Source organism: Mesorhizobium sp. L103C119B0, from assembly GCF_000502235.1.
In the GTDB taxonomy this organism is placed as follows: Bacteria; Pseudomonadota; Alphaproteobacteria; order Rhizobiales; family Rhizobiaceae; genus Mesorhizobium.
In genome coordinates this window covers 16260-43170 of sequence record NZ_AYXE01000006.1, presented here as the reverse complement: position 1 = coordinate 43170, position 26911 = coordinate 16260, and the positions used below count along the sequence as shown (strand labels likewise).

Below are 26911 nucleotides of genomic sequence, written 5' to 3'. Positions count from 1 at the left end.
CCCCTTGGTTTTGGCAATCATGGTTCGACCGATATCCTCTTAGGTGTAGGCTGATATGATCCAACAGATCGGAAGCACAGCGATGGACGCCCACCCCTTCAAGATCCAAATTCCGAACGAACAACTTGAAGATCTCCAGCGCCGGCTTAGCGCAACAAGATGGCCAATTCCGCTAAGCGAAGCGGGCTGGAGCGATGGGGCCGAGCTGCCGTTCATCAAGCGCCTTGCGGATTACTGGCGAGACTGCTTCGACTGGAGAGTGCAAGAGGCGCGGCTGAACCGGCTGCCGCAATATCTGACGAGGCTGAACAACCTAGATGTCCACTTTGTCCACCAGCCAGGCAACGGACCGGCGCCGCTGCCGCTGATCATAACGCATGGCTGGCCCGGCTCGTTCATCGAAATGGAACACGTCATTCCGTTGCTGGCAGACCCATCTGCCCATGGTGGTGACCCGGCCGACGCTTTCCACGTGGTAGTTCCCTCCTTGCCCGGATACGGCTTTTCCCAGGCGCCGACGGAACCAGGCTTCCATTCCGGCCGCATCGCGAAGTTATGGGTACAGTTGATGCGCGGGCTCGGCTACGACCGCTTCGCTTCCCAAGGAGGCGACATCGGCGCGGGCGTTTCCGCCTGGATGGCACGGCTCCATTCCGAAAGCGTGCTTGGCGTCCACGTCAATTACATTCCCGGGAGCTATCGGCCACCCTTGGGTGCAGGTCTGCCACCAGTCACCGTTGAGGAGCAGGCCTTTCTGGACAAGGCCGCGGCCTGGACGGCAACGGAGGGCGCCTATGCCCATCTGCAGGGCACGAAGCCTCAGACGCTTGCTTATGCGCTGACAGACTCGCCGATCGGTCTCGCAGCCTGGATGGTCGAGAAGTTCCGTAGCTGGAGCGATTGCGACGGTGACGTGGAGCGCACCTTCGGCATGGACACGCTCCTTACGGATGTTTCTCTCTATTGGTTCAGCAACGCGCTCACCTCGTCCTTGCGGCTCTACAAGGAGAATCGACTGTTCCCTCTTGCGTTCGAGACGCTGGAACGCGTTTCGCCGCCATTTGGGGTAGCGCTTTTCCCTCGCGAGTTGCCGATGCCGCCTCGATCCTGGGTGGCGCGGGTCTTTGACGTTCAGCGATGGACATCGATGCCGCGAGGCGGCCATTTCGCTGCGCTGGAGGAACCGAGTCTTCTGGTCGAGGACATTCGCGCCTTCTTCCGGCCGATGCGTTCGCGGCCTGAAACGAGAAGGCGAATGTGAAGGACTGCTTGAGCGCGGCGGTTCCTGCTAAGACCCCTACGGCGCGGTGTTGTAGTCGACCACCGTCTGCGGGTTCTCCTCGCCATCGTAAGACGCGTCCACATCATATTGGACGAGGGAGAAATCGCCGTTACGGAACAGGTATATCCCCTTGTCCGAGGCGTCGCCGATGCCGCGCCATTTGTTGAACGTGGTCAGCGTCTTGGCTTCTTCGTCATATTCGGAATTGGCCGCCCAGCCGGTTGTGCGGAAGCCAATGATATCCATGCCCAGCAGTTTGCCGTCGCTGTCATTGTTCTCGTAACGGATATCCATTTCGGGCTCGGTGAACTGCAACTGCCGCACGCCCGATACTTCGTCGGTCATGTAGTAGACCGAACTTGCGTTATAGGCTGCCGCTTGGCAGTAGAACTCGAAAAGCCGCGTTTCCTTGTCGGGATCGCTGGCAGCCGCGTCCTTTGCCTTGTATTTGATCGAAAAGATGTTCGGCTCCTCGCCGAGAAATTGCTTGTCACACTGATCGCCATAATCGGCGGCGAACAGTTTCTTCACCTGCTCGAGTGCGGTGTCCTTCTTCGGCGGCGGCGGCCCGTCACCACAGCTTGGCGGCAGCGCCCCCTCGAAATCGGCCTTGGATGGCTTCAGCGCGCCCTTGTCGATAAAGATCGGTCGGAACGGCGGGGCCTGGATCTGAGCGCTGACCTGGCGCAGCGTGTAGCAGCCGGCGAAGACTGCTTCCTTGCCGTCCTTGTCGGTGGCGCGGATGGCCACCGGGACGCTGTAATAGATGCTGCCGGCGGCACCTTCATCGGAAATGGCGCCGGTTTCCACGTCGACCTTGTCGGTGCCGTCATAGCCCTTGACGAAAGTGTCGAAATCCTTTGCCGGCTTAGTATCGCCGTAGTAAGCCCAGGCGCGGGCGAATTCGTGCCGGTTGATGGCACTGTAGAGCGAACGGACCACCGCTGCGGCATCCGACCTGTCGTCGACATAAGGTGCCTGGTCATCGGTCGCCGGGTCATCATCGGCCAACAAAGCTTGGCTGGATACAGCAAGGGAGAAAGAAGCGGTCGCTGCCAGAAAGACAAGTCTCATCGGGGATCTCCACCACGACAGGATTCTATCACATCGATTGCGGCGACGTGGTGACGCTTGAAAAATCCTCCGGGAAGGCGCTACGTCCCGCCGTCGGCGCTTCAGCCGCAATGGAGATTTGAACGTGACACTATCGATGTATGAAGCCTCGGTGCCGGTGTTTTCGGCCAGGCTGAAGGCGCTGTCCGGCGTGCTGTCGGCGGCCGAACAGAATGCAACCGAGCGCAAGATCGACCCGCAGGTGTTTTTGACCGCGAGGTTGGCGCCCGACATGTACGCGCTGGTCAGGCAGGTGCAGGTCGCCACCGACCACGCCAAGGGCGCGCCATCACGGCTGGCCCGTCGCGAGGTGCCGAAATACGAAGACAATGAAGCGACCTTCGCCGAGCTTCAGGCGCGCCTGACCAAGACGCTCGATCTGCTGGCGTCATTCTCGGCCGCCGAATTCGATGGTTCGGATGAAAGGGTGGTCGAATTGAAGTTTGGCCAGCGCGAGGCTTCGATGCCCGGCATGCAGTATCTGCTGCATGTCGCCATGCCCAACTTCTATTTCCACGTGACCACCGCCTACGACATCCTGCGCCACAATGGCGTGCCGCTGACCAAGGGCGCCTATCTCGGTAATCGTTGACGAATTGCGCGTTGCGAGGTTTCCCGGCCGCTGCCGGGAAACCTCGTATGACGCTGGTTCAGCGCCAAGGCTTACTCAACGCAGTGACATTTCGCGCGCGATGCGCGGGAAATCGGCCGGCTTGACGCCGATGTCGGCGCGGTCGGCATTGCTCATCGAGTGCAGCAGCGCCAGGGCGGAACGATAACGCTGATGCTCCTGCGGACGCGGACGGGCAAACATTTCAGTGAAGAACCCCATGATTCGGCCCCTTGTTGATCCTCCACGGCGCCGAATATAGGAAATTTGTGAAGATTGTGCAGTGCAGCATTTGCATGGCAGCCATGCCAGGCGAATTTTTTTCGGCACAATTGGCCCATGCGCTGAAACTTGTGGCGCGTCCCTACCGTATGCATAGACGCTGGCACATGGCCGGCTTTTCCTCGCCACTCCTGGCGAATTTCCGGACTGCATGCAGATGCAGTCCGGCTTTTTGTTGGGTCTTGCGCATCGCCAACCGGGCCCGCCCAAACCTCGCAAACGCCTAAACTGGTTAAAATCAGCGGCATTCATTTTTAACGAGCCGGTTCTATGCTGCGACCGGCTCTGTTCGCACGCTTAAACGAGGGGGAGGCTGACATCGGCGCCAAGCGGGATTTCGCTTCCTTGCTCGACGATCTGTTCGTTGCCTCCGACAAGGATGAGGCGGCGGAAGAGACGAGCGCCCGGCCATCGATCCCGTTCGACTATCTCTCGGTGGCCGACGAGCTTCATTCCGGCCGCATCAAGGTCTCGGGCGAAACGTTCGCCGCCGAATATCGCGAGGCGGGAGCCGATCTCGCCGTAGAATTTGCGGCCCTTCTCGATCATGCCAAGCTGGCGCTGGCCGGCGAAGAGACAATGCCCGAGGAGAAGCTGCCGCCGATCGATCCTGACGCGATCGCCATCGAGCTCGGCCTCGATCATCCAGTCAAGAACGCCGATCTCGGCCGCATGCGCCGCAGCTTCGCCTTCGCCAACCACCCCGACCGCGTCGCGCCGCATCTGCGCCAGCGCGCCATGATCCGCATGCAGGTGGCCAATATGCTGATCGATGAGGCCAAGCGGCGCGCGCTGGCCGGCGTCCGGCGCTGACTTTTCCAGGGTTCACGCAAAAGTCGGGTTCCCTGAGGGTTGGAGAGCGGCGCCGCTTTCCCTATACATGCGGCTTCCTTCCCGCGTAGCCGCGCAAACCTCCCGCCGGAGAAACCCCATGCACAAACGCCGTCTCGGTCGGACCGATCTTCTTGTTACCCAGATCTGCCTGGGGTCGATGACCTGGGGCCAGCAGAACACCGAGGCCGATGGCCATGCGCAGATGGATCTGGCCTTTGCGCGCGGGGTCAATTTCATCGACACGGCCGAGCTCTACCCGATACCGCCCAAGGAGGAGACGCAGGGGCGGACGGAGAAGTTCATCGGCAGCTGGATGAAGGCCAAGGGCAATCGCGACAAGGTCATCCTGGCCTCGAAAGTGGTCGGCCGCACCGCCAACCGCTGGTTTCGTGGCGACCGGCCGTCAAAACTGGTGCGCGCCGACATCTTTGACGCCATCGACAAATCGCTGGCCAAGCTCGGCACCGACTATCTCGACCTCTACCAGATCCACTGGCCGGAGCGCGACATCCCCTGGGGCGCCAACCCGACCCGCGTGGGTGCTGTGCCGCGCCGTGCCGATGCCGTTGGCGCGCCGCCCGGCGAGACGCCGATCGCCGAGACACTCGCCGTCTTCGAGGAACTCGTGAAGGCGGGAAAGATCCGCCATCTCGGCCTGTCGAACGAAAGCTCCTGGGGCGTCATGCGCTTCATCGCCGAGGCCGACAAGGGCGTCGGCCCGCGCGTCGTTTCGCTGCAGAACGCCTACAATCTGGTCAACCGCACGTTCGAGGTGAACCTCGCCGAGGCCTGCGAACGCGAGGATGTCGGCTTTCTCGCCTATTCGCCGCTGGCGCAGGGCTATCTCACCGGCAAATACGACCATGGCGCACGGCCGCAGGGTTCGCGCTCGCAGCTGTTCAACCGCGGCCAGCGCTACGAGACGCCAAATGCGGCGGAGGCGCAGCTCGCATACAATAAACTGGCGCGCTCCTTCGGCCTTGAACCGGCGCTGTTTGCCAACGCCTATGTCGCCAGCCGGCCTTTCGTCACTTCCAGCATCATCGGCGCGACGACGATTGCCCAGCTTGAGATGGCGCTGTCGTCAGCCGACGTGACCTGGACCGACGAGATGCAGAAGGGCGTCGTGGATGCGATCCACCAGCGCGTCGGCAATCCGTGCCCATAAGCAGACCATTTGGCCGGAATTGCCGAGCAAAGACAAGGGGAAGGGACAGCCATGGATTTTCCGATCGAGACCGTCAGGGGAAAATTTCCGGCGCTGGACCTGACCGACAAGGGCCGCCGGCGCATCTATCTCGACAATCCGGCCGGCACGCAGGTGCCGCAAGCGGTTGCCGACGCGGTGGCGCGCTGCCTCCTCACCACCAACGCCAATCTCGGCGGCTATTTCGAAACCACGCTTGCCGCGCAAAAGGTGTTCGACGACGCCCATGCGGCGATGGCCGATTTCCTGGGTGCAGCGAGCGCGGAGGAAATAATCATCGGCGCCAACATGACGACGCTGACCTATCACATGTCGCGCACGCTCGGCCGCGGCTTCAAGCCGGGCGACGAGATCATCGTCACCCGCATGGATCATGAGGGCAACGTCTCGCCCTGGCTGCAGCTGGCCGAAGATCTTGGCCTCGTCGTGCGCTTCCTGCCCTTCGACGAAGAGAGCTGGCAGGTCGAGGAGGCGGCGCTCAGCGCTCTGCTTACCGACAGGACAAAACTCGTTGCGCTGAACTATGCGTCGAACCTCACCGGCTCGATCAACCGGCTCAAGGCGCTGACGGCCATCGCCAAACAGGCCGGCGCGCTCGTCTATGTCGATGCCGTGCAGTTCGCGCCGCACGGGCTGGTCGACGTGCAGGACCTCGGCTGCGACTTCCTGATCTGTTCGGCCTACAAGTTCTTCGGCCCGCACATGGGGATATTGTGGGGACGTCGAGACATCATCGATGCGCTGCAACCCTACAAATGCCGTTGCTCGTCCAATGGCCTGCCGGAGCGCTTCGAACTCGGCACGCCACAGATCGAACTGATGGCCGGACTTACCGCAGCGGTCGATTACTTCGCCGAACTCGGCGCTGCGGCCGGCGAGGGCGGTTCGCGAAGGCAAAAGATCGCAAAGGCATACGAAGTGTCGATCGCCTACGAAAACCCGCTGGCGCTGAGGCTGATCGATGGGCTGTCCGCCATCGAGGGTCTGACCATCCGCGGCATCACCGATCCGAAGCGTGTCATTGAGCGCGTGCCGACCGTGTCCTTCACCGTCGACGGCATCGTGCCAGAGACGGTCGTGCGGCAGATGAATGCCGAGAACATTTTTCTATGGTCGGGTCACAACTACGCCTGGGAGATCGTCCACCATCTCGGCATTCCGGCCGAGCAGGGAGTCGTGCGCATCGGTATTGCGCACTACAACACGGCGGCAGAGATCGACGAGACGTTGGAAAGCGTGCACCGGGTGATCGCCATGCTGAGGCAGCAGCGTTAGTCCGCTATCGCTGTTTGCCGCCGAAACCGGTGAGGAACGCCGTGAGATTGTCGCCGAGCGCGTCGCAGAGATAGCCGCCTTCCTGGACGATAACCGTCGGCAGGCCAAGCTTGGCAATTGCCTCGCCGATCCGCGAGAAACCGGGCGTGGTCACCGAAAGCCCGCCGAACGGATCGCCCTCGAACGCATCGAGACCGAGCGCCACGACCAGCGCGTCCGGCGAAAAGGCGTGGATACGCTGGAACGCCACTTCGAGGGCCTCCAGAAACGCCGCGTCGGCTGATTTGCGCGGTAGTGGCAGATTGAAATTATAGCCGAGGCCCGGTCCCTCGCCGCGCTCGTCGGCATGACCCCAGAAGAACGGATAGAAGCGCACCGGATCGGCGTGCAGCGACACCGTCAGGACGTCGGAACGCGTATAAAAGATGCCTTGCGTGCCGTTGCCGTGATGCAGGTCGACATCGAGGATCACCACCCGCGCCGCCTGCTTGCGCAACACCTGGGCCGCGACCGCTGAATTGTTGATGAAGCAGAAGCCGCCGGCGACATCGGCAAAGGCATGATGGCCGGGCGGCCGGCAGAGCGCATAAGCGGCAGGCGCGCCCGATATCACCGCTTCGGCTGCCTCGACTGCACTCCAGGCGCTCCACAGCGCGCTGTGCCAGGTTTCGGCCGAGATCGGGCAAGCGGTGTCGGCCATGTGGTAGCCGGCCTGGCCGACCGCCGAGGCCGGATAGGACCCTGTGCGGGCCAGTGGATGGATGTTGGGGATGACTTCCGCGGATGCGCCCTCGATGCGCTGCCAGCGCGCAAAAATGTGTTCGAGGAAGGCGAGATACTCCGGCGTATGCACGGCCGCCACCGGGCCTAGGCCATGTTCCCTGGGCCGCTCGATCATCAATCCGGCGGATTTTGCGCCGGCTAACAATCGCTCTACCCGCTCCGGCTGTTCGGGATTGGGCTGCGGCGCACCGCTGGACAGAAAGGCCTTCGGGTCGTGGCGTTTCTGCTCCTCGGCAAAGAATGCTTTCATTCCGCGTCCCCATCCTGCGCTGCATCGGCAAAGGCGAAAAAGGCATCGCCAACAATCTTCTGCGTCTGCTCGTAGCTCGACCAGGCGATGCCCAGTCTCTCATAAAAAGCCTTGGCGCCGTCATTGCCGGTGTCGACGGACAGCCTGAGATAGGCGCCGCCATCCCGGCGGCAGTCGCGCGCGACCCGGCGCAGCAGTCTTTCGCCGATCTTGCGGCCGCGAAACCGGTCCTCGACATAGAGGTCCTGGATATAGACGCCGGGCCGCCCCATCCATGTCGAGAAGATCGGGAAATGCAGGCAGAGCCCCGCAAAATCGCCGCCGATCTCGGCGATCAGGGTGGAGAAGGCGGGTTTGTCGCCAAAGCCGTAGCGGCGGAGATCGCCTGCGGTGGACGTGATCTCCTGATGCGCGCCGATATGGGTGCCAAGCTTGAGCAACGCGGCGTGGATGGTGTCGACGTCGTCGATGGTGCCGGAGCGGAGGGTGACTTTAGGCGAGGCAGTCACTGGAGGTATGATGCCAAGGCACCCCCCTCCGGCCTGCCGGCCATCTCCCCCTCAAGGGGGGAGATCAGCAGTTTCTGCGCTGCCGTCCATCCTGCAACTTTGGAAGTTTGCGAAGGCCGTGGCGACATCCAATCTCCCCCCTTGAGGGGGAGATGTCCGGCAGGACAGAGGGGGGTGCGACTGGGCGCCGCCATCTCAATCATCTCAAAACGCCACCCGGTCCCCACCCTTCAGCGCCAGCATCTCCCGCGCCTCCGCCGGTGTGGCCACCTCCAGCGACAGGCCATCGAGAATGCCACGTATCCTGCGCACCTGATCGGCATTGGATTTCGCCAGCTGGCGGCCATCATAGAGACTGTCCTCCAGCCCGACGCGGACATTGCCGCCCATCGCCGCCGCGATCGAGATCAATGGCATCTGGTTGCGGCCTGCTGCCAGGACCGAGAACTGGTAGCTGTCGCCGAACAGCTTGTCGGCGATGCGCTTCATATGGATGAGATTGTCGGGATCGGCGCCGATGCCGCCGAGAATGCCGATCACGAACTGGATGAACAGCGGCCCCGACACCAGCCCGCGGTCGCGAAAATGCGCCAGCGAATAGAGATGGCCGACATCGTAGCATTCGAACTCAAAGCGCGTGCCGCAGCCCTTGCCGAGCTTTTCGAGCACGCCTTCCATATCGGCAAAGGTGTTCTTGAAGATGGTGTCGCGCGTGGCTTCGAGGAGCTTTGGTTCCCACTCGTGCTGCCACTCCCTTGGCTTGTCGAGCATCGGGAACAGCGCGAAATTCATCGAGCCCATGTTGAGCGAGCACATTTCCGGCTCGGCCCGCAGTGGTGCCGCCAGCCGCTGGTCGAGCGTCATCAGCGACGAACCGCCGGTGGTGATGTTGATCACCGCATCGGTCGCTTGCTTGATGCGCGGCAGGAACTGCATGAACACCTCAGGATCGGCGGTCGGCCGGCCGTCTTTGGGATCGCGGGCGTGGAGATGCAGGATTGAGGCGCCGGCCTCGGCCGCCGCGATGGCGTCGGTCGCGATCTGGTCCGGCGTCACCGGCAGATAGGGCGACATGGACGGGGTGTGCACCGAGCCAGTGACCGCGCAGGTGATGATGACTTTCCTCGGCGCCATTCTTTAGCCCTCAGCCTTCGACCGGCAGGTCGAGTTCGGCGGCCAGAACTTCCAGCGAATCGCCGATGATGGAAATGATCTCGCCGACCTCTTCAGCCGTGACGATCATCGGCGGCGCCACCATGAAATTGTCGCTGTCGACACCGCCCTTGACCCTGCGGCCGTAGATGATCAGCCCGCGCTCGTAGGCGAGGTCGAGCAGGCGCTGCGTGGCTTTCTTGCCCTGTTCGATCGGCCGTAGAGTTTCGGGATCGGCAACCATCTCGGCGCCGGTGAGCAGGCCTTTGCCTCGGACATCGGCGATGAACGGAAAACGCTTCGCCAGCCCTTTCAGCCCGTCCATCAGCACGTCGCCCATCGCGGCGGCATTGGCGATCAGGTCGAGGCGGTCCATCTCGCCGAGCACGGCGAGCCCGGCCGCGCAGGCGAGCGGATTGCCGGCATAGGTGTGGCCATGCTGGAAGCCGCCCGACGCCAGCAGCGGCTCGACCAGCCGCATCGGGGCGGCCAGCGCGCCGAGCGGCGCATAGCCGGAGCCAAGCCCCTTCGACAGCGCGACGATGTCGGGCTTGCAGTTCCAATGGTCGCCGCCAAGGAATTTTCCGGTGCGGCCGGCGCCGCTCATCACTTCATCATGGATGAGCAGGATGCCGTAGCGGTCGCAGATCTCGCGGATACGCGGATAATAGCTGTCCGGTGCGACGAGGGCCGAAGTCGCCGCACCGCCGATCGGCTCCATGATGAAGGCGAGCACGCTGTCCGGGCCCTCGGCCTGGATCTTCTCCTCCAGCATGTCGGCATAGCGGACGCCGCGCTGCTCCATCGAAAGATTGTCGCGGTCGCGCCATGCCGTCGGCGCCGGCACGGTCGGCATCACCCGCATCATCGGTGTGAACGTTTCGGCCAGCGCATCGTCGCCGGTTATCGAAAGCGAACCCAGCGTGCCGCCATGATAGGAGGGAAAACGCGTGATAACCTTCCAGCGCTTCGGCTGGCTGGCCGCGACCGCCCATTGCCGCGCCAGCTTGATGCAGGATTCCGTCGCTTCCGAACCGCCCGAGACGAAGAAGATTCGGTCCATGCCCTCCGGCAGTTTGCCGGCGAGTTCCCGCGCCAGTTCTTCCGCCGGTTCGTTCTCGAAATGCAGCCGGTAGGCGAAGGTGGCGCGGTCCATCTGCCGCTTCATGGCGTCGAGCACGTTGCGGTTGGAGTGACCGATATTGGCGACCATCGGCCCGCTCGATCCGTCGATGAAGCGGCGGCCGTCCTGCGTCCACATATAGATGCCTTCGGCGCGGTCGATCAGCGGCCGGCGCAGGCTGGAGAGGTAGAACAGGTGCGATGGCGCGCGCGTTTCTGAACCGGCGGAGGAGGGCTTCTGCATGTCAGGTCTTTCCGAGATAGCGGTCGATTACATTCCTGGTCACGCGCTCGACCATCGGGTCCTGCCTGAGCAGGCCGGCGACCCATTCGCAGCTTCCGGCGTGGAAAACCTCGCCCTTGCCGCGCGGGAAATTGACGATCATGCCGTTGCCGCGTTTGACCTTTTCCAGATTGACGTCGGTCGCCTCGCCAAACAGCGTTTCGGCCGTAAAGCGGCCATCCTCGTCGGTGAGAAACTGGTCCTCGATCGGGATGTCGGCGCTTTCCTCGACCTGGCTCGCCATGCCGACGGCCAGCACCTGCAGCCCGTCAGGCGCACCGCTGTCCGGTGTCGGATAGGGCAGGCCGCCGCGGATCTCGAAATCGAGCCCGTCGACCTCATAGCCATAGACATGGCTGTCGGCGCCGAGCAGGTCGCCATAATAGATGCCGGTGCCGGCGAAGGCCCAGTGCTCGGGCCGATAGACCGGAAAGCCGCGCACGCCGCGCGGTGCGCATCCGCCCCAGCCGGCATAGACGCCGCGGGTCGCGTTGAGGCCGAAGGTCATAGCGCCGGGACGGCCGATCTCCGGCGCTTCCCAGGAATTGGTGGCGCGGGTGACGTCGCTGCTATAGGCGGGGTCCTCGGCCCGCGCGCGGTATTTGTAACAGACCTGCCGGCGGCCTTCGTCCTCGAGCCTTGTCTGCCACATGAAATTGCCGGCAAAGCGCGCCGCATGGCCGCCGCGCTCGACGTAGCTGTCGACGGCGTCCCGCATCTCCCAGGTCCAGTACTCGTCATGGCCGACGAAGACCACACAGTCATAACCATCGAGGATTTCGGGCGAGAAGTGCAAATCGTGCTGGCTGGCGAGATCGACGCCATAGCCGGCGCGCTCGGCAAAGCGGAAGAAGTGGCTGTCATAGCTCGCCCAGCCGGAGGAGGTGTATTTCTTCGAATGTCCGGTGGCGTACGCCCATTCCATGTGCGGATAGCGCGGCACTGTTTTCGGCGGCACCGCAACCTCCAGCGGCACGCGCGGCGCATCCTTGGGCAGCACCACGAAGCCGCGGCACCAGGGCCGCTGGGTCGACACCATGCGCGCATATTGGTCGCGGCCCGGGCCGGTGATGCCTTGATAGGCGTTGGAGCCGCCCCATGTGTTGTAGGACAGCCAGGTGCCGGTCGCCGCCACCTGCAGCACGCGACCGGGTTTTCTGCCGGGCAGGGGCGCGACGATGATGAGGTGATGGCAATGGATGGGCTCGCGCCCGTCCGCCGTCAGCGTCAGCCGATAGGCGCCGGATGGCCAATCGTCGCTGATGCGAAATTCGAAAGACGCCTCCCAGCCGCAGCCTTCGACCGAGCACTGGTCGGGCGTATCCTGCCAGCGCGCCGAAAGCCCCGTCTGCTCGAAGACCTTTGTCTCGCTGCCGCCGTCGCGGACAATGACAATGCTGAAGCGCGGCGCCGTCGAGCTGACATGCAGCGTCACGGTCTCGCCGGCGCGGTAGGAAAAGCGGTTGGAATAACACCAGATCTCGCCGCGCTCGCCGTCCATTCCCGGCCATTCATAGTAATGGCCGCGCACTGCCTCGCGGCGCTGCTCGGGCGTCAGTCCGAAATCGGGAAATTCGGTCGGCAGTTGGGTCATGAACACCGGAAAAGTGACAGGCCGCCATTTCGGCCATCTGCCGGCCAAGCGTCAAATGGAAACGATCGGGCCAGCAATTGCATACGACACAATTGCTTGGCCGCTCTTGGCCGCACCTGGCAAACCGACTATCTCAGGCGAGGCGGCATTTTCCGCCTCGGGAGCCGGTATGCTGAGAGTGCAGAAGGTCAAGGTCGATGACATCTACGTGCCGACGGCGCGCAAGAAGACGCTTCATCCCGAAACGGTCCGGCACCTGGCCGAAGACATACTGGAAAACGGCATGAAGACGCCGATCCAGGTTCGCCATGACGGCAAGCGCCACATCCTGGTCGAGGGCCTGCACCGGCTGGAAGCCGCCAAATGGCTCGGCGAGACCGAGATCGACGCCTATCTGGTGCAGGCCAAGCGCCACTGAGGCGCGCGACCCGATCGACAAACAGCCAAACCGGTCATTCCTCCGCGGATTTTTTCGCAGGGCATGTCGGCACGCGGCGTGCTTGCTCGTCCTTAGGGCGGAACCCGAGGAGACCGACATGTCCAGACCAATCTATTTCGCCATTCTTGCCTCGGTCGCTGCCTTGTTCGTAGCGCCCGGCCCAGCCAATGCAGAGGAGACCAAGCCCGCCATGACCACCGAAGCAACAGCCATGCCGAAGCCGGAAAAGTCCGGCCTGCTGCCGATCGACGGCCTGAATTACTACTATGCCGTCTACGGCAAGGGCGAACCGCTGCTTCTGCTGCATGGCGGCCTTGGCACGTCGGACATGTTCGCGCCGCTGCTGCCGAAGCTGGCGGAAAACCGCACCATCATTGCCGTTGACCTGCAGGGCCATGGCCGCACCGCGCTCGGCGAGCGACCCTTCAGCCTGGAGGGGATGGGCGACGACATGGCTGGTATCGTCAAGGCGCTCGGCTATGACAAGGTCGACGTGCTTGGCTATTCGCTGGGCGGCGGCGTCGCCTTCCGTATGGCCGTTCAGCATCCCGAGACGGTGAGACGTCTGGTCCTGGTCTCGACCGGCTTCGCCGCCAATGGCTTCTATGACGAGATGCGCGGCCAGCAGGCGCAGGTGAGCGCGGCCGCCGCCGATTTCATGAAGGACACGCCGATGTACAAATCCTACGTCGCCGTCGCCCCACGTCCCGACGATTTCCCCAAACTGCTCGACGCGCTGGGCAATTTCATGCGCAAGGATTACGACTATTCCGCCGATGTGGCGAAGCTGAAGATGCCGGTCATGCTGGCCTATGGCGACAGCGACATGTACAAGCCCGAGCACGAGATCAAGTTCTACCAGATGCTCGGCGGCGGGCTGAAGGATGCCGGCTGGATGCGTGAGAACCTGTCGCAGAACCGGCTGGCCATCATTCCCAATCGCACCCACTACGACGTATTCTTCGCACCGGAGCTGACGGCCGCGGCACTGCCCTTCCTCAATGGCGAAACCAAGGTGAAGACCTGGGACGAAGTCCTCAGCGAAACGAAATAGCTTGCCTGAAAATACATGCCGGCCGTCTCGAAGAGGCGGTCGGCTTTTTTGTGCCTGCGAAGCTACGGAGCCTTGGCGCAGCCATTGATCCTATCGGCGCAATCGATGGCGCCATCAGGGCTTTTCAATTGACCGAAAGGTACCTGTCGATATCATCAAAGACCTTCAGTGTGATGGGTTCGAATGATGACGAAATACCAGGGCGGATGCCATTGCGGGGCAGTGCGCTACGGCACCGAGGCGGCGCCGCTCAACCAGCGCGTCTGCCACTGCCGGCGCTGCCAGAAGGTCATAGGCGCGGCGTTCAACGCCCGCCTTTTGTTTCGCATCGACGATGTCACGGTCGAGGGAGAGGTGGCGACGGTCAACACCTCTCCGGACCTCAAGCGCGGCTTTTGCGCCGCTTGCGGCACCACGCTGTTTTCCCGACGCGACTCCGCCGGCATCGTCGGCATCACCACCGGTTCGCTCGACGATCCCTCGCTGTTCAAGCCGGAAATGCATATGTGGACCGCCTCGAAGCAGCCCTGGCTGCAGCTCGATGACGGCCTGCCGCACCATGAAGGCGCGCCGCCTCCGAACTGACGCCGGCCTTACCGGAAATTAATCCCGAAACCACGACATAGCCGGCAAAGCGTCATTGGCGGGCCATGATTGCCTGCCTATCTGTCGTCTGCGGGCCGGTATCGAGGAGACGACCGATGAGCGACAGAATCAGCACCCTGGACGAGCTTTTGAGCGATCCGATGGTCCTCCTCGTGATGGAGCGTGACCGCGTGCGCCCCGAACAGGTTCGCCTGCTGCTCGAACGTGCCCGCCGCCCGGCCGCCGACGCCGTGCCACCGGCGCATGTGGTGGCGAAAAGCTGCATGCAGCAATGGCTGGGAAGGTAAGGGCTTCCCCTTCTCCCCTTGTGGGAGAAGGTGGCCGAGCGAAGCTCGGTCGGATGAGGGGTGTTCCAGGGAACGCCAACGCCTCACTCCGCTGGAACACCCCTCATCCGTCTCGGCGCTACGCGCCGATCCACCTTCTCCCACAGGGGGAGAAGACAAGAGGGCCAATTCCTAACAACTTGATTCAAACTTTGTTGGTAATTTCTCGTTAGTAATCGAGGCCGGTTTGTCCGGCGGCGTCTGTTTGCCTTCGGTCTGTTGTGTTTTGCGTACAGGTCCAGATGCGGATTTCAGGCGTCGTCAGTTTCATGTTGGCATCGCTGTGGCTTGCCGGCTGTTCGTCCACAGCGGGCGTCGATGGCTTGCAGCCGTCGAACGAGACGACCAGTTCGGTCGTGCGTCCGAGCGCGCCGGTCACCGCGGCTCCGGCGGGGACCGCCGACCTCGCGCCGATGCGGTCCGACATGGTGGCCGACAACGCTGTGGCCGACAATGCGCCGCCCTTTTCCATGGTCGAGGAAGAAGAGGCCATCGTCGCGGGCACGCCGCAGGGGAGCACCAGACCACAGCTCGAGCCCGCCGCTCTGATGTCTGCGCCGAAGCGGTTGACGCGCGCGGCGCCGGCCATGCTGGCCTCGCCGGTCACCCGCTACGGTTTCCGCGACGCCAAGCCGATCAATTTCGGCAAGGCTTCGCCACGCTACCTTGCCGTCCACGGCGTCGACGTCTCGCGCTGGCAGGGCAATGTCAACTGGGGCAAGCTGCGTGCCCAGGGCGCCAACTTCGCCTATATCAAGGCGACCGATGGCGGCGACCATCTCGACCCGATGTTCATGAAGAACTGGCGCAATGCCGACGCCGCCGGGCTGAAGCGCGGCGCCTATCATTTCTTCTACTGGTGCCGCACCGCGGGCGAGCAGGCCGACTGGTTCATCCGCAATGTGCCGAGGGTCGAAGGCGCGCTGCCACCGGTGATCGATGTCGAGTGGAACGGCGAATCTTCCTGCAAGCGGCGGCCGTCGCGGGCCACCGTGCTGGAAAAGATGAAGGTGTTCATGGACAAGCTGGAGCGCCATTACGGCCAGCGGCCCATCATCTACACCGCACCGGATTTCTATCGCGACAATCTCAAGGGTGCGTTTCTCGATTATCCGTTCTGGCTGCGCGCCGTGGCGCGGCATCCCTCAAAAGTCTATCCCGGCCGCAAATGGCTGTTCTGGCAGTACTCCGGCTCCGGCCTGTCGCACGGCGTGACCGGCCGCATCGACCTCAACGTCTTCCATGGCGACGAGCGCGCCTGGCGGGCATGGGCAGGCGGGCAGACGACCGTCGCCGACGCCGACTGAACGTCAGGCCGGTGCCGGTGCGCCTGCGCTGCCTGCCGCTGCGCCTTGGGTTGAATTTTCAGCGTCTCGCTAACGATCCGCTCACTGTGTCCTTTAGCGGTATCGCAACAGCCTTCCGGTAACGTGCCCGTGATCGGGTTTCGGAGGGGTCCATGCGCAATCCAGTTGTGGCTGTCGCTCTTGCCGCCGCTGTCGGCTACGGGTTTTTCAGCTCGCTCGGCCACATGCCGGGCGGAAGTGGCGCTTCGCTGGCGGAGTCGAAGCAGAACGTCGTGTCCTATTCCACCGAGGACAAGGCGATGCAGGCCGCCAAGGACAGCGGCCGCTCGACCCTCAAGCGCTTCCACGAACTGATGGACGCCGGCACGCCGGGCACCTACACGGTAAAATTCCCGCTGACCCAGAACGGCGCCACCGAGCATATCTGGCTGCAGCTGGTGGGCTACAGCGAAGGCTCCTATATCGGCCTGCTCGCCGACGTCCCGGTCAATGGCAACAAGTACAAGATGGGCGACAGGATGACGGTAACCGAGGCCGACGTCGAGGACTGGATGATCAAGAACGGCAAGGTGATCTACGGTGGCTACACCACGCGCCAGGCGCTTGCGGATATGCCGAAGGAGCAGGTTGCAAAGTACGGGTTGACCTTCAAGGACTGAGGGTTGAGGCGCGGGCGAGTTTTATCGCGGTGCCTAGAGGGCTGTCGCGCTTTTCGCGTTCGCGTATCTCTGCCGTCTGCGCCAGCACCCAGTCGCGAAACACCTTGATTTTGGGCGCGTTGCGGCGGCTCTCCAGATGCACCAGCCAATAGCCGTCGCCGTCCGATCCAAGCACGCCGAACGGCTGTATCAACTGGCCCTTTTCCAACAGGGCGCTGTAAAGGTTTCTGGTCAGGATCGCGGCGCCCTTGTCGGTCAGCGCCGCCATCGCATCATAGGCCTGCGTACCCAGTTTCGGGCCAGCGATGACGCGATCGGGCTCGAACGGCACGCCGGCAGCCTTGAACCAGATTTCCCACCAGGGATCGTCGGCACAGCATAGCGGCAGTTGGTAGAGATCCTCGGGGCGGTGGATGCCGCCGACGCTTTCGGCGAGTCTCGGGCTGAGCATCGGCGTATAGTCCGCCTTGAACAGATAGTGAGCCGTCAGGCCCGGCCATTTTCCACTGCCGGTGCGAATGCCGACATCCATGTCGCCGCGCGTGAAATCGACCAGCCCGTGCGATGTATTCACCTTCACGGCAAGATCGGGATGCATCAGCTGGAATGTTCCAAGCCATACGGCCAGCCAGTTCGATGCGAAGGTTTCCATGGTCGTCACCGACAGCACGCCGGTCGCTCCACCCTTGGTGGCGACCCATGCGTCGGCCAGGGTCGAGAACGCGCCTGTTGCGTGCGGCGCCAGCTGCTGTCCGGCCTCGGTCAGCGCGATCTGCCTTGTTTTTCTTATGAAAAGCGGCGTTCCGGCACGTTCTTCCAGCACCTTTATCTGATAGCTGGCAGCTGATTGGGTCATGCCGAGTTCTTCGGCTGCCTTGGTGAAACTGCCCAGCCGGGCCGCGGCTTCAAAGACTCTGATGGCTCCTAATGGTGGTAGTTCCCAGCTCATGACGCATCAATCCCGCTGATGCATACTACGCGACGTTCGATTGGAAACCAAGCCCGGAAAACGGCATGCTGCATTCATCGGATCAAACTGGAGGATACGGCAATGACCACCGCCATCGCTCTCTACAACACGCTTCGCCGCCCGGTGCTCGACCTCTTCACCGCGCCGTTCAGGCCTCGCAAGCGCGGCCTGCTCGACCGCCGCTCGCTGTCGGACCATTTCCTCAGGGATATCGGTATGCTTGACGGACGCGTGCCTCCCGGCACCATTGGCTAAGCAAGCTCTTTGACCAGGGGAGGGAAAGATGACTGTGTTATCCGAGGATCTGGCGAAGAGCCGACAAACGATCAACGCCTATGAGGACTATGCCGAACGCTACGACGCTCTGGTGCGGCACGTTCCGAACCAAAGAGAACAGAACTGGCTAAAGCGCCTGGTGAAGATCGCCGGCAAAGGTGGCCGGATTCTGGAAGTCGGTTCGGGACCCGGATACGATGCGGACTTCGTCGAAGGGCTCAGTGTCCAGGTTCGGCGCACAGACGCAACGAAGCGGTTTCTCGAGTTGCAGGCCGCACGCGGCAAGCATGGTGAGGTTCTCGATCTCATCACCGACGATCTCGGCGGCCCCTACGACGCGGTGCTCGCATTGTGCGTCCTGATCCACGTGCCGCGCGAGCAGGCCGACCAGGTGCTTGCCAAGATTGCCGGGTCGCTGCGGCCGGGCGGCGCCTTCCTCGTCTCGATGCGCATTGGCGATGGCGAGAAGAGCGGCGAATATCATACGGTCTACTGGCGCAGGGACGACTTCGCGGCCCGCCTCGAAAACGCCGGGCTGGTCCTTGTCGGAGACGAATTCAACGTCGGCCGCGATCGCGAAGAGTGGACCACCTTTCTGGCTGTGATGCCGTCATGACGCGCCGCGGACTGTTTTTGTTCGTGCTGCTCAGCCTCCTGTGGGGCATTCCCTATTTGTTGATCAAGCTGGCGGTTGCCGAGGTGTCGGTGCCCTTCCTGGTCTTTGCCCGAACAGCCGTCGGCGCCCTGGCGCTGCTGCCCTTCGTCCTTGTCCAGCGCAGTTTCGGATGGCTGAAGACACATTGGCGGGCGGTCGCCGCATTCTGTCTGGTCGAGATGATCCTGCCATGGGGGCTGATCACCCATGGCGAAGTCAGCATCGACAGTTCCACCGCCGGACTGCTGATTGCCATGACGCCGGCCGTAACCGTCGCGCTCTCAAAGCTGATGGGCTCGGATGAGCGGCTGGGGATACGCCGCTGGACTGGCCTTTTCCTCGGTTTTGCCGGTGTCTTCGTGCTGGCGCTGCCGACCTTGGGTGGCGGACTTCTCGCGGTCGTCGAGATTCTCATGGCCGCAGCCTGCTATGCCTCGGGTTCGATCATCGCGTCGCGCTGGCTGAACGATGTGCCGGCTACCTCGCTGACGGCAGTCTGTCTGGCAGGGGCCGCGCTGATCTACGCCGTGCCGGCGGCGTTGGCCTGGCCGGCGGCCAGGCCGTCGACAACGGTGGTTGGCGCAATCCTCGGTCTTGGCGTGTTTTGCACGTCGATTGCCTTCGCCACCTATTTCCTGCTGGTGCGGGAGATCGGCCCCGAACGGGCGGTCGTCATCACCTATGTGGCGCCCGCCGTCTCCGTGGCAGCCGGCGTGCTCGTCCTTTCGGAGCCGCTCGATATCGGCATTGTCGCGGCCTTCGCGCTCATCCTGTGCGGATCATATCTCGGCACGTGGCGCGCTCCGCCAGAACCGTCCGTGTCCGCGACCTCGGCAAGTTGACCCGCGGCCGCCAGCCGCCGTCAGAAATAAGGGCGCAGGTTCTCGCGAATGCGGTCCAGCACCGTCTTTCCCGAGATATCGGCGGTGAAGGTCTTGCCGGTGATGGTCTCAAAGGCCTGCGTATAGACACGCGACGTCTGCTCGATGAGTTCGGCGGGGATTTTCGGAATACGGTCCTTGTAGGGATCGCAGCGCGCGGTTACCCAGGCGCGAATAAAGTCCTTGTCGAAGCTTTGCGGCCGCTCGCCCGCCTTGAAACGCTCTTCATAGCTTGCCGCAAGCCAGTAGCGGCTGCTATCGGGCGTATGGATTTCATCGGCAAGGATGATGGCGCCATCCTTGTCCGTGCCGAACTCGTATTTGGTGTCGACCAGGATCATGCCGCGCTTGGCGGCCAGCGCCTTGCCGCGCGCAAACAGCGCCAGCGCATAGCGCGAGACGGTGTCCCATTGCTCTTCCGACAACAGGCCGCGCGTCAGGATCTCATCGCGCGTCAATGGCTCGTCGTGACCGCCATCGAGCGCCTTGCTGGTCGGCGTGATGATGGCCTGCGGCAGCTTCTCATTGTCGCGCAGTCCGTCCGGCAGGCGGATGCCGTACATATCGCGTTCGCCGTTCTTGTATTTCGTCAGCACCGAAGTGCTGGTGGTGCCGGCGAGATAGTCGCGAACGACGATTTCCACCGGCAGAATGTCGAGCCTGGTGCCGACGACGACATTGGGGTCGGGATAATCGAGCACATGGTTGGGGCAGATGTCCGCCGTTTCCTCGAACCAGTAGCGCGCCGTCTGCGTCAGCAGCTCTCCCTTGAGCGGTATTGCGGTCAGGATCACATCGAAGGCGCTCAGCCGGTCGGTGGCGATGATGATGCGGCGGCCATCCGGCAGATCGTAATTCTCGCGGACCTTGCCTTTGTAGTGGTTCGGGAGTTCCGGAATGAAGGCATCCGAGAGAACGCGCAGTGCTGTCATCCTGGTCTCATGGCTCCTAACAGTTTGGGCGACTCTTAACAAAGTTGAGGGGGCTTCGATACCCGAGGAAGGGCGGTTCGTCCTTTGCGAATAATCAAGACATTGCCTTCGCCGTGCTATCTATTTGCAGCTTCCGGCACTCCTGGGGGACGCGGTGGACGTAGAGCTCAAATTTCTGATTGTCGGATTTGCCAGCGCGATCGCGGGCGGTCTGTCGTTCATCACCTTCGTCAAATGGCGCGAGGTGCAGGCGATGAGCCACTGGCTGCCGGCGCCGGGCAAGATCACCTCGTCGCGCGTCGAGGCGCGCGAAGTCAGAAGGTCGGGCGTCGGCTCGGACAGCAGCGACACCACCGAGATGCGCAATTTTCCGGCGGTCACCTTCGAATACAAGGTCGGTAAAAAGAAATTTCAAAGCTCGCGCTACAGCGTGAAGGAGAATCTGGGGAATTTCGAAGTCACCGAAACCTTGGCGCAGTTTCCCACCGGCGCTGAAGTGACCGTCTTCTACAATCCGGCCGATCCGGGCAAGGCCGTGATCGAACGCACCCTGCCGGACGGCGCCTTCAAGTTCATGGTCAAGCTCTCGGCCGGGCTGGTGATCGGCACGGTGGTGCTGGTGTTTTCGCTCGGTGGCGTGCTGGAGGCGATCCGGCCGCACCTGCCCAGGCCGCAGAACCTCGGCGCCGGAGCGCTGCTGCTGTTCATGGGCCTGATGATCCTGCGCATGGCCTTCGTCCAGAAGTCGCTTGCCGAGCAGGCGGCAAAATGGCCGGTCGCCCCCGGCCGCATTGACTCCTCGGGCCTGCAGACGCTGCGAAACTACAGCAGCCATCGACGCTGGAGCACCGTCTTCAAATCCCGCATCGTGTACAGCTACGGCGTCGCAGGCCAGCACTACACCTCAGACCGCGTCACCTTCGGCGCCACGGTCACCGCTTCAATGCCCGGCCTCGTCAGCGGCCAGGCGCGCAGCTATGCCGAGGGCGGCAAGGTCGACGTGCATTACGACCCAGCCAACCCCGCCTCGGCAGTGCTCGAATGCAGGGTGCGCGGGCTTTGGTTGCTGTGGGTCTGTTCGGTCGCGTTTTTGGGCGGCGCGGCTTGGCTGGTCGGTTTTATCTGAGGCGCCACTTTCATGACGAGACATCCAATGATCGTTCGCAGGCTGGCCGTCGTTTGCCTGGCTCTGCTCGGCGCCGTGCAGGCAGCGAGCGCAAGAGAGTGTCTGCTAAGCCACGCCACCTACCGCGAGCCGCGTTCGGGCGCGGTGTTGCAATTCCGGCCGCTCGACAATGAACCGGCGGCACTGACGGCCGAAGTGTTTTCGGTGACCGTCCCCAACACCGACACGCGCTTGCCGGCCGACATCACCTGGACCAATGGCAAAAATTCGTTTCCGCTCGGCACCATCCGCCATGCCTGCACCGACGACGACCGCGAAGCGGGGCTGGAGGACGGCAGCGGGATGTGCCGGATATGGATGGGCCAGGTCTATGCCTTGACCGGAGGCGGCGCCGAGCAGCTGAATTCGCGCGAAGCGACACCGGCGCCGAAAGGGCTGTTGCTGCCCGATTTCGGCGCGGGCTTCACCGAATTTGCCGATTTCGCCAATGCCAATCCGGACGGCTCGGCGTGGGACGCCTTCACATTGACAGGATGCAGCGATGAATAACGCCATGAGACTGATTGTCTGGATCTGCACGCTGTTTGCCTCGGCGACGATATCAGCCGCAGCGCGGGCGGACGAGCTGGCGCCATCGCGCCCGCCGATCGACAAATGCGTCTGGGAGAAACTGGCCGACAAGACGGTCGGTTTGGCCGCCTGGGTGCAGCGCTGCGATTTCGGTTTTCGCCAGATCCACTTCGAATTCGTCGGCAACGCGCTCGCCATCAAATACAGCGATGGCGGCGCGCCCGATCCGCTGGTCGAGGTGTTCGACATCAAATCAGGCGAAACCGCCGAGGCCGCGGTGTTGCGCCTGTTGCTGGAAAAGACCGACAAGGCCATCAGCGCCCGCTGCGTGCTCTCGCCCTACACCGAAGGCACCGTGCCCGCCGGCGTCAAACGCTACACATTCAGCCCCGATGCTGCCTATGCGAAAGAGCTGAAGGCGCTAGCCAATGACGAAGTTCCCGAACCGCCCTGCGGCGACTGGGGCGAAATGCCGGATGGTATTCAGTATTTCGAGGCGCCGGCGGGTGAGGGGCGGAGGGTGCTGTTCATTCGGGCGGGGCAGGACGAGCCGCTGTTCGACGATCAGACGCTGCGGGTGCCGGGATAGGATGTTGTCCTGAAGGCTACCGCTTATGCCTCTACATATTCCGCGAGACTGATTCCTTTGGGCACCTCCAGCCCATCGGCACGCAAGCCCTCGATGTGAAAGCGTATAGCGTCGCGAATTTCGATTTCTACTTCTGGCACGGTAGCACCAGTTGCGATGCAGCCGGGTAGGTCCGGCACATAGGCAGAGAAATTGTTGCCTGCTTTTTCAATCACCACCGCGTAACGCATATAGTCACTCCTTCAAACCGGACTGCTTGAGGATGCTGTTCAGTGTTCCTGGCGCAACCTCTTCAGACGGTTTGCCGGCCACGGTGACGCGGCCGGCTTTGGTTTTGTGCTTATATTGGCGATGGCTGCCCTTGGTTGCAACCAGATACCAACCGTCGGTCTCCAGCAGGCGAATGACTTCGCGGACTGTAAGCCGAGGCGGCATGAGTTCTCAGCTGCACCCGCTCGTCGAGCCGCAGGTATCGCACTTCTCGCAGGTTCCGTTCCGCACCATGGTGAAGTTGTGGCATTCCGAGCATTCGTTGCCGGTGTAGCCTTGCATCAAGGATTGCTGACGCCGCGTGGAGGCAAGCGCCTTTGCCTCGGCCGCTTCTTTCGCTGCTTCGTCGGTGAACAAACCGGTGGGGTCGGCTGCCTCCTCGGAAACAATATCTTCGACCAATTCCTTGGCTCGCTCCTCATAGTCGCGCTTGTAGGCGATGGCTTCGTCGCTTGCTGGTTTAAGCGCCAGCACATTGGAGCCTGAGAACGCAGTTGGGGTGACCCGGGCAGGGGCCGCGGCAGGTGATCCGGCAAAACCCTTGGGTTCGCCACCTAGGCCAGACACCAACTTGACCGGCGAGGCGCCGCGGGTAAGGCCCTTCGAGAACGGCGTCGCCTTGCCTTCGTTGATACCGCGTCCGAGCGCCGTCTTGTCGAAATCCGACTGGTCGACATGGGCGAGGTCGTGGCGGCCGAGGTAGGACACGGCGAGTTCGCGGAACACGTAGTCGAGGATCGACGTCGCATTCTTGATCGCGTCGTTGCCCTGCACCATGCCGGCCGGCTCGAATTTGGTGAAGGTGAAGGCCTCGACAAATTCCTCGAGCGGCACGCCATATTGCAAGCCAAGCGAGATGGCGATGGCGAAGTTGTTCATCATCGCCCGGAAAGCGGCGCCTTCTTTGTGCATGTCGATGAAGATCTCGCCGATGCGGCCGTCGTCGAATTCGCCCGTGCGCAGGTAGACCTTGTGGCCGCCGACGACTGCCTTCTGGGTGTAGCCCTTGCGGCGATTCGGCAGTTTTTCACGATCGCGGTAGAGGCGTTCGATGACGCGCTCGACGATCTTCTCGGTGACCTGCACGGCACGCTGTGAAGCGGGCGCCGCGATCAACTGCTCGACCGCATCGTCCTCGTCGTCCTCGCTGTCGGCGAGCAGCGACGAATTGAGCGGCTGCGACAGCTTCGAGCCGTCGCGATAGAGCGCGTTGGCCTTCAGCGCCAGCTTCCACGACAGCATGTAGGCGCCCTTGGCGTCTTCCACCGTCGCATCGTTGGGCATGTTGATGGTCTTGGAGATGGCGCCGGAGATGAAAGGCTGTGCCGCCGCCATCATCTGGATGTGGCTGTTGATGGACAGCGAGCGCTTGCCGATCTTGCCGCACGGGCTGGCGCAGTCGAACACCGCGAGATGCTCGGCCTTGAGGAAGGGCGCGCCTTCCAGCGTCATCGCACCGCAGACATGGATGTTGGCGGCTTCGATGTCCTTCCTGGAGAAGCCGAGCGCCGGCAGCATCTCGAACGAGAAGTCGTTGAGCTGCTCGTCGGTGAAGCCGAACGTCTCCTTCACCCAGTCGGCGCCGAGCGTCCACTGGTTGAAGACGAACTTGATGTCGAAGGCCGACTTCAGTGCTGCATTGAGCGCCGCGATCTTGTCGTCGGTGAAGCCCTTCGCCTTGAGCGAGCCGGGGTTGACCGCCGGCGCCTGGTTCATGTTGCCGTGACCGACCGCATAGGCCTCGATCTCGGCGATCTGGCTTTCTGAGTAACCCAGTGTGCGCAGCGCTTCCGGCACGGCGCGGTTGATGATCTTGAAATAGCCGCCGCCGGCAAGCTTCTTGAACTTCACCAGCGCGAAGTCGGGCTCGATGCCGGTGGTATCGCAATCCATGACGAGACCGATCGTGCCGGTCGGCGCAATCACGGTCGCCTGCGCGTTGCGGTAGCCATGCTCCTCGCCGAGTTCGATGGCGCGGTCCCAGGCAGCCTTGGCGTGCGCGGCCAGTTCCTGCTGCTTCAGGTCGGACGCGACCAGCGGCACCGGATTGACGGCGAGCTTCTCGTAGCCCTGCTTTTCGCCATAGGCGGCGCGGCGATGGTTGCGCATGACGCGCAGCATGTTCTGCGCATTGCGGTCGTAATCGGCGAAGGCGCCGAGCTCGCCGGCCATCTCGGCCGAGGTGGCATAGGCGACGCCGGTCATGATGGCGGTCAGCGCTGCGCAGATGGCGCGGCCCTCGTCGGAATCATAGGGAATGCCGGACGTCATCAAGAGGCCGCCAATGTTGGCATAGCCGAGGCCGAGCGTGCGGTATTCGTAGGACTGCTTGGCGATCTCCTTCGACGGGAACTGCGCCATCATCACCGAGATTTCGAGGACGACTGTCCACAGCCGCACCGTGTGCTCGTAGGCGGCGATGTCGATCGTGCCGTCGGCATTGCGGTAGGGCAGCAGGTTGATCGAGGCCAGGTTGCAGGCCGTGTCGTCGAGGAACATGTATTCCGAGCACGGATTGGAGGCCCGGATCGCACCAGCCGAAGCGCAGGTGTGCCAGTCGTTCATCGTCGTGTTGAAATGCAGGCCCGGATCGGCCGAAGCCCAGGCGGCGTAGCCGATCTTTTCCCAGAGGTCGCGTGCCTTCAGCGTCTTCAGCACCTTGCCGTCCTTGCGGGCGGTCAGATGCCAGTCGGCGTCGTCCTCGACGGCGCGCAGGAAGTTGTCCTTCAGCGACACCGAATTGTTGGAGTTCTGGCCGGAAACGGTGAGGTAGGCGTCGGAATCCCAGTCGGTGTCGTAGGTCTTGAACGACATCGCGGTGTAGCCCTGCTTGGCGAACTGGATGACGCGGTAGATGTAGTTCTCCGGCACGGCCGACTTCTTGGCCGCCTTGATCTCGCGCTTCAGCGCGGTGTTGATCGACGGGTCGAAGCAATCATCATCATGGCCTTCGCAATTGATGCAGGCCTTCATGATCGCTTCGAGATGTTTTTTCACGATCTTGGAGCCGGTGACCAGCGACGCCACCTTCTGCTCTTCATTGACCTTCCAGTCGATGAATTCCTCGATATCGGGATGGTCGGCGTCGACAATGACCATCTTGGCCGCACGACGCGTGGTGCCGCCCGACTTGATGGCGCCCGCCGCGCGGTCGCCGATCTTGAGGAAGCTCATCAGGCCGGACGAACGGCCGCCGCCCGACAGCTTTTCGCCTTCGCCGCGCAGCATCGAGAAATTGGAGCCGGTGCCCGAGCCATATTTGAACAGACGCGCTTCACGCACCCACAGGTCCATGATGCCGCCTTCGTTGACGAGATCGTCCTGCACGCCCTGGATGAAGCAGGCATGCGGCTGCGGATGCTCGTAGGAGGACTTCGACTTGGTCAGCTTGCCGGTGAACGGGTCGACATAATAGTGGCCCTGGCTCGGGCCATCGATGCCGTAGGCCCAGTGCAGGCCGGTATTGAACCATTGCGGCGAGTTCGGCGCAACGCGCTGGGTGGCGAGCATATAGGCGAGTTCGTCGCGGAAGGCGCTGGCGTCTTCTTCCGACTTGAAGTAGCCGCCCTTGTAGCCCCAATAGGTCCAGGTGCCGGCCAGCCGGTCGAAGACCTGGCGGGCGTCGATTTCGGAACCGTAGCGCTCGGCTTCCGGCAGCTTGGCAAGCTCGGCCTCGTCGGCGACGGAGCGCCACAGGAAGGAGGGGACGTCGTTCTCCTCGACCTTCTTCAGGCGCGCGGGCACGCCGGCCTTGCGGAAATACTTCTGCGCCAGGATGTCGGCGGCAACCTGCGAGAACTGCGCCGGCACATCGATATTGTCCAAGCGGAACACCACCGAGCCGTCCGGATTCTTGATCTCCGAAAGCGCCTTGCGGAATTCGATCTCCGCGTAAGCTGATTGGCCTGGCTTGGTGAAACGACGCTCGATGCGCATTGGTCCGGTCCCTTTTGTC

29 protein-coding genes are annotated in these 26911 nt (G+C 62.6%); 17 read left to right on the top strand and 12 right to left on the bottom strand.

The window, feature by feature from the left end; all coding sequences use genetic code 11:
- The first annotated feature begins 55 nt into the window (after positions 1-55).
- A complete protein-coding gene (locus tag X728_RS155680; RefSeq protein WP_245266119.1) occupies positions 56-1261 on the top strand; it encodes an epoxide hydrolase family protein in 1206 nt (401 codons plus the stop codon).
- Positions 1262-1297: 36 nt separating this feature from the next.
- On the opposite strand, the gene X728_RS155685 is transcribed toward X728_RS155680, so the two are convergent.
- Entirely contained in the window at positions 1298-2356 is a 1059-nt protein-coding gene (locus X728_RS155685) for a DUF1176 domain-containing protein (RefSeq protein ID WP_023831291.1), read from the bottom strand.
- Positions 2357-2480: 124 nt separating this feature from the next.
- Here X728_RS155685 and X728_RS155690 point away from each other — a divergent pair, with 124 nt between their 5' ends.
- Entirely contained in the window at positions 2481-2987 is a 507-nt protein-coding gene (locus X728_RS155690) for a DUF1993 family protein (RefSeq protein WP_023669071.1), read from the top strand.
- A gap of 75 nt (positions 2988-3062) precedes the next feature.
- On the opposite strand, the gene X728_RS1000000168665 is transcribed toward X728_RS155690, so the two are convergent.
- Complete coding sequence (locus X728_RS1000000168665; protein WP_023690170.1) at positions 3063-3227, bottom strand: hypothetical protein; 165 nt, start codon at positions 3225-3227, stop codon at positions 3063-3065.
- Between the two features lie 330 nt (positions 3228-3557).
- Between X728_RS1000000168665 and X728_RS155695 the strand changes: the two genes are divergently transcribed.
- From X728_RS155695 to X728_RS155705, 3 genes are all read left to right on the top strand, one after another.
- Positions 3558-4100, top strand: a complete 543-nt coding sequence (locus X728_RS155695; protein WP_245266118.1) for a hypothetical protein — start codon at positions 3558-3560, stop codon at positions 4098-4100.
- 118 nt (positions 4101-4218) lie between these two features.
- Positions 4219-5289 (top strand): aldo/keto reductase, encoded by a 1071-nt coding sequence (locus X728_RS155700; protein WP_023831289.1) that lies wholly within the window; start codon positions 4219-4221, stop codon positions 5287-5289.
- Between the two features lie 51 nt (positions 5290-5340).
- The gene (locus tag X728_RS155705; protein ID WP_023831288.1) at positions 5341-6603 is read left to right on the top strand and encodes a cysteine desulfurase-like protein; all 1263 of its coding nucleotides are present in this window, start codon (positions 5341-5343) and stop codon (positions 6601-6603) included.
- 4 nt (positions 6604-6607) lie between these two features.
- On the opposite strand, the gene X728_RS155710 is transcribed toward X728_RS155705, so the two are convergent.
- The 5 genes from X728_RS155710 to X728_RS155730 all read right to left on the bottom strand — a co-directional run bounded on the left by X728_RS155710 (position 6608) and on the right by X728_RS155730 (position 12296).
- A complete protein-coding gene (locus X728_RS155710) occupies positions 6608-7636 on the bottom strand; it encodes a histone deacetylase family protein (protein WP_023831287.1) in 1029 nt (342 codons plus the stop codon).
- The gene (locus X728_RS155715) at positions 7633-8145 is read right to left on the bottom strand and encodes a GNAT family N-acetyltransferase (protein ID WP_023831286.1); all 513 of its coding nucleotides are present in this window, start codon (positions 8143-8145) and stop codon (positions 7633-7635) included. Before X728_RS155715 ends, X728_RS155710 begins: the two co-directional genes overlap by 4 nt.
- Before the next feature lie 204 nt (positions 8146-8349).
- Positions 8350-9279 (bottom strand): 3-keto-5-aminohexanoate cleavage protein, encoded by a 930-nt coding sequence (locus X728_RS155720; RefSeq protein ID WP_023739367.1) that lies wholly within the window; start codon positions 9277-9279, stop codon positions 8350-8352.
- A gap of 10 nt (positions 9280-9289) precedes the next feature.
- Positions 9290-10663 (bottom strand): aspartate aminotransferase family protein, encoded by a 1374-nt coding sequence (locus tag X728_RS155725; RefSeq protein ID WP_023831285.1) that lies wholly within the window; start codon positions 10661-10663, stop codon positions 9290-9292.
- 1 nt (position 10664) lies between these two features.
- Complete coding sequence (locus X728_RS155730; RefSeq protein WP_023831284.1) at positions 10665-12296, bottom strand: N,N-dimethylformamidase beta subunit family domain-containing protein; 1632 nt, start codon at positions 12294-12296, stop codon at positions 10665-10667.
- Positions 12297-12465: 169 nt separating this feature from the next.
- Between X728_RS155730 and X728_RS155735 the strand changes: the two genes are divergently transcribed.
- The 6 genes from X728_RS155735 to X728_RS155760 all read left to right on the top strand — a co-directional run bounded on the left by X728_RS155735 (position 12466) and on the right by X728_RS155760 (position 16687).
- Positions 12466-12714, top strand: coding sequence for a ParB N-terminal domain-containing protein (locus tag X728_RS155735; protein ID WP_008875526.1), 249 nt, complete (start codon positions 12466-12468; stop codon positions 12712-12714).
- Between the two features lie 118 nt (positions 12715-12832).
- The gene (locus X728_RS155740) at positions 12833-13789 is read left to right on the top strand and encodes an alpha/beta hydrolase (protein WP_023739364.1); all 957 of its coding nucleotides are present in this window, start codon (positions 12833-12835) and stop codon (positions 13787-13789) included.
- A 186-nt stretch (positions 13790-13975) separates the two neighbouring features.
- Positions 13976-14374 carry a GFA family protein gene (locus X728_RS155745; protein WP_023684918.1) on the top strand — a complete coding sequence of 133 codons (399 nt, stop codon included), beginning with the start codon at positions 13976-13978 and terminating at the stop codon, positions 14372-14374.
- 116 nt (positions 14375-14490) lie between these two features.
- On the top strand, positions 14491-14682 hold the full coding sequence (locus X728_RS155750) for a hypothetical protein (RefSeq protein WP_023669058.1): 192 nt from the start codon (positions 14491-14493) through the stop codon (positions 14680-14682).
- A gap of 281 nt (positions 14683-14963) precedes the next feature.
- Positions 14964-16028 carry a GH25 family lysozyme gene (locus X728_RS155755; RefSeq protein WP_023711465.1) on the top strand — a complete coding sequence of 355 codons (1065 nt, stop codon included), beginning with the start codon at positions 14964-14966 and terminating at the stop codon, positions 16026-16028.
- 152 nt (positions 16029-16180) lie between these two features.
- Positions 16181-16687, top strand: a complete 507-nt coding sequence (locus X728_RS155760) for a DUF2314 domain-containing protein (RefSeq protein WP_023700830.1) — start codon at positions 16181-16183, stop codon at positions 16685-16687.
- Here the strand turns inward: X728_RS155760 and X728_RS155765 are convergent.
- Entirely contained in the window at positions 16677-17636 is a 960-nt protein-coding gene (locus X728_RS155765) for a LysR substrate-binding domain-containing protein (RefSeq protein WP_023831283.1), read from the bottom strand. The genes X728_RS155760 and X728_RS155765 overlap by 11 nt on opposite strands.
- 102 nt (positions 17637-17738) lie before the next feature.
- On the opposite strand from X728_RS155765, the gene X728_RS1000000170970 reads away from it, so the two are divergent.
- Genes X728_RS1000000170970 through X728_RS155775 form a run of 3 tightly spaced genes read left to right on the top strand, consistent with a single transcriptional unit; the run spans position 17739 to position 19430 of the window.
- A complete protein-coding gene (locus tag X728_RS1000000170970) occupies positions 17739-17912 on the top strand; it encodes a hypothetical protein (RefSeq protein ID WP_023711462.1) in 174 nt (57 codons plus the stop codon).
- 28 nt (positions 17913-17940) lie between these two features.
- Positions 17941-18549: a class I SAM-dependent methyltransferase gene (locus X728_RS155770; RefSeq protein ID WP_023711461.1), complete on the top strand. Its 609-nt coding sequence runs from the start codon at positions 17941-17943 to the stop codon at positions 18547-18549.
- Positions 18546-19430 carry a DMT family transporter gene (locus X728_RS155775; protein WP_023711460.1) on the top strand — a complete coding sequence of 295 codons (885 nt, stop codon included), beginning with the start codon at positions 18546-18548 and terminating at the stop codon, positions 19428-19430. Before X728_RS155770 ends, X728_RS155775 begins: the two co-directional genes overlap by 4 nt.
- A 20-nt stretch (positions 19431-19450) precedes the next feature.
- On the opposite strand, the gene X728_RS155780 is transcribed toward X728_RS155775, so the two are convergent.
- Positions 19451-20392: a phosphoribosylaminoimidazolesuccinocarboxamide synthase gene (locus X728_RS155780; protein ID WP_023748589.1), complete on the bottom strand. Its 942-nt coding sequence runs from the start codon at positions 20390-20392 to the stop codon at positions 19451-19453.
- A gap of 163 nt (positions 20393-20555) precedes the next feature.
- On the opposite strand from X728_RS155780, the gene X728_RS155785 reads away from it, so the two are divergent.
- The 3 genes from X728_RS155785 to X728_RS155795 are packed head-to-tail and all read left to right on the top strand — an operon-like array spanning position 20556 to position 22686.
- Positions 20556-21527 (top strand): DUF3592 domain-containing protein, encoded by a 972-nt coding sequence (locus X728_RS155785; protein ID WP_023831282.1) that lies wholly within the window; start codon positions 20556-20558, stop codon positions 21525-21527.
- A 27-nt stretch (positions 21528-21554) separates the two neighbouring features.
- The gene (locus tag X728_RS155790; protein WP_023739358.1) at positions 21555-22076 is read left to right on the top strand and encodes a hypothetical protein; all 522 of its coding nucleotides are present in this window, start codon (positions 21555-21557) and stop codon (positions 22074-22076) included.
- 4 nt (positions 22077-22080) lie between these two features.
- Positions 22081-22686, top strand: a complete 606-nt coding sequence (locus X728_RS155795; protein ID WP_245266117.1) for a hypothetical protein — start codon at positions 22081-22083, stop codon at positions 22684-22686.
- Between the two features lie 23 nt (positions 22687-22709).
- Here the strand turns inward: X728_RS155795 and X728_RS155800 are convergent, their stop codons facing one another.
- From X728_RS155800 to X728_RS155810, 3 genes are read right to left on the bottom strand one after another with little or no spacing between them, the layout of a single operon-like run.
- Positions 22710-22916, bottom strand: a complete 207-nt coding sequence (locus X728_RS155800) for a type II toxin-antitoxin system HicB family antitoxin (RefSeq protein WP_023669048.1) — start codon at positions 22914-22916, stop codon at positions 22710-22712.
- Between the two features lie 4 nt (positions 22917-22920).
- The gene (locus X728_RS155805; protein ID WP_023669047.1) at positions 22921-23121 is read right to left on the bottom strand and encodes a type II toxin-antitoxin system HicA family toxin; all 201 of its coding nucleotides are present in this window, start codon (positions 23119-23121) and stop codon (positions 22921-22923) included.
- A 6-nt stretch (positions 23122-23127) separates the two neighbouring features.
- Positions 23128-26892 (bottom strand): vitamin B12-dependent ribonucleotide reductase, encoded by a 3765-nt coding sequence (locus X728_RS155810; RefSeq protein WP_023831280.1) that lies wholly within the window; start codon positions 26890-26892, stop codon positions 23128-23130.
- Positions 26893-26911 lie beyond the last annotated feature (19 nt).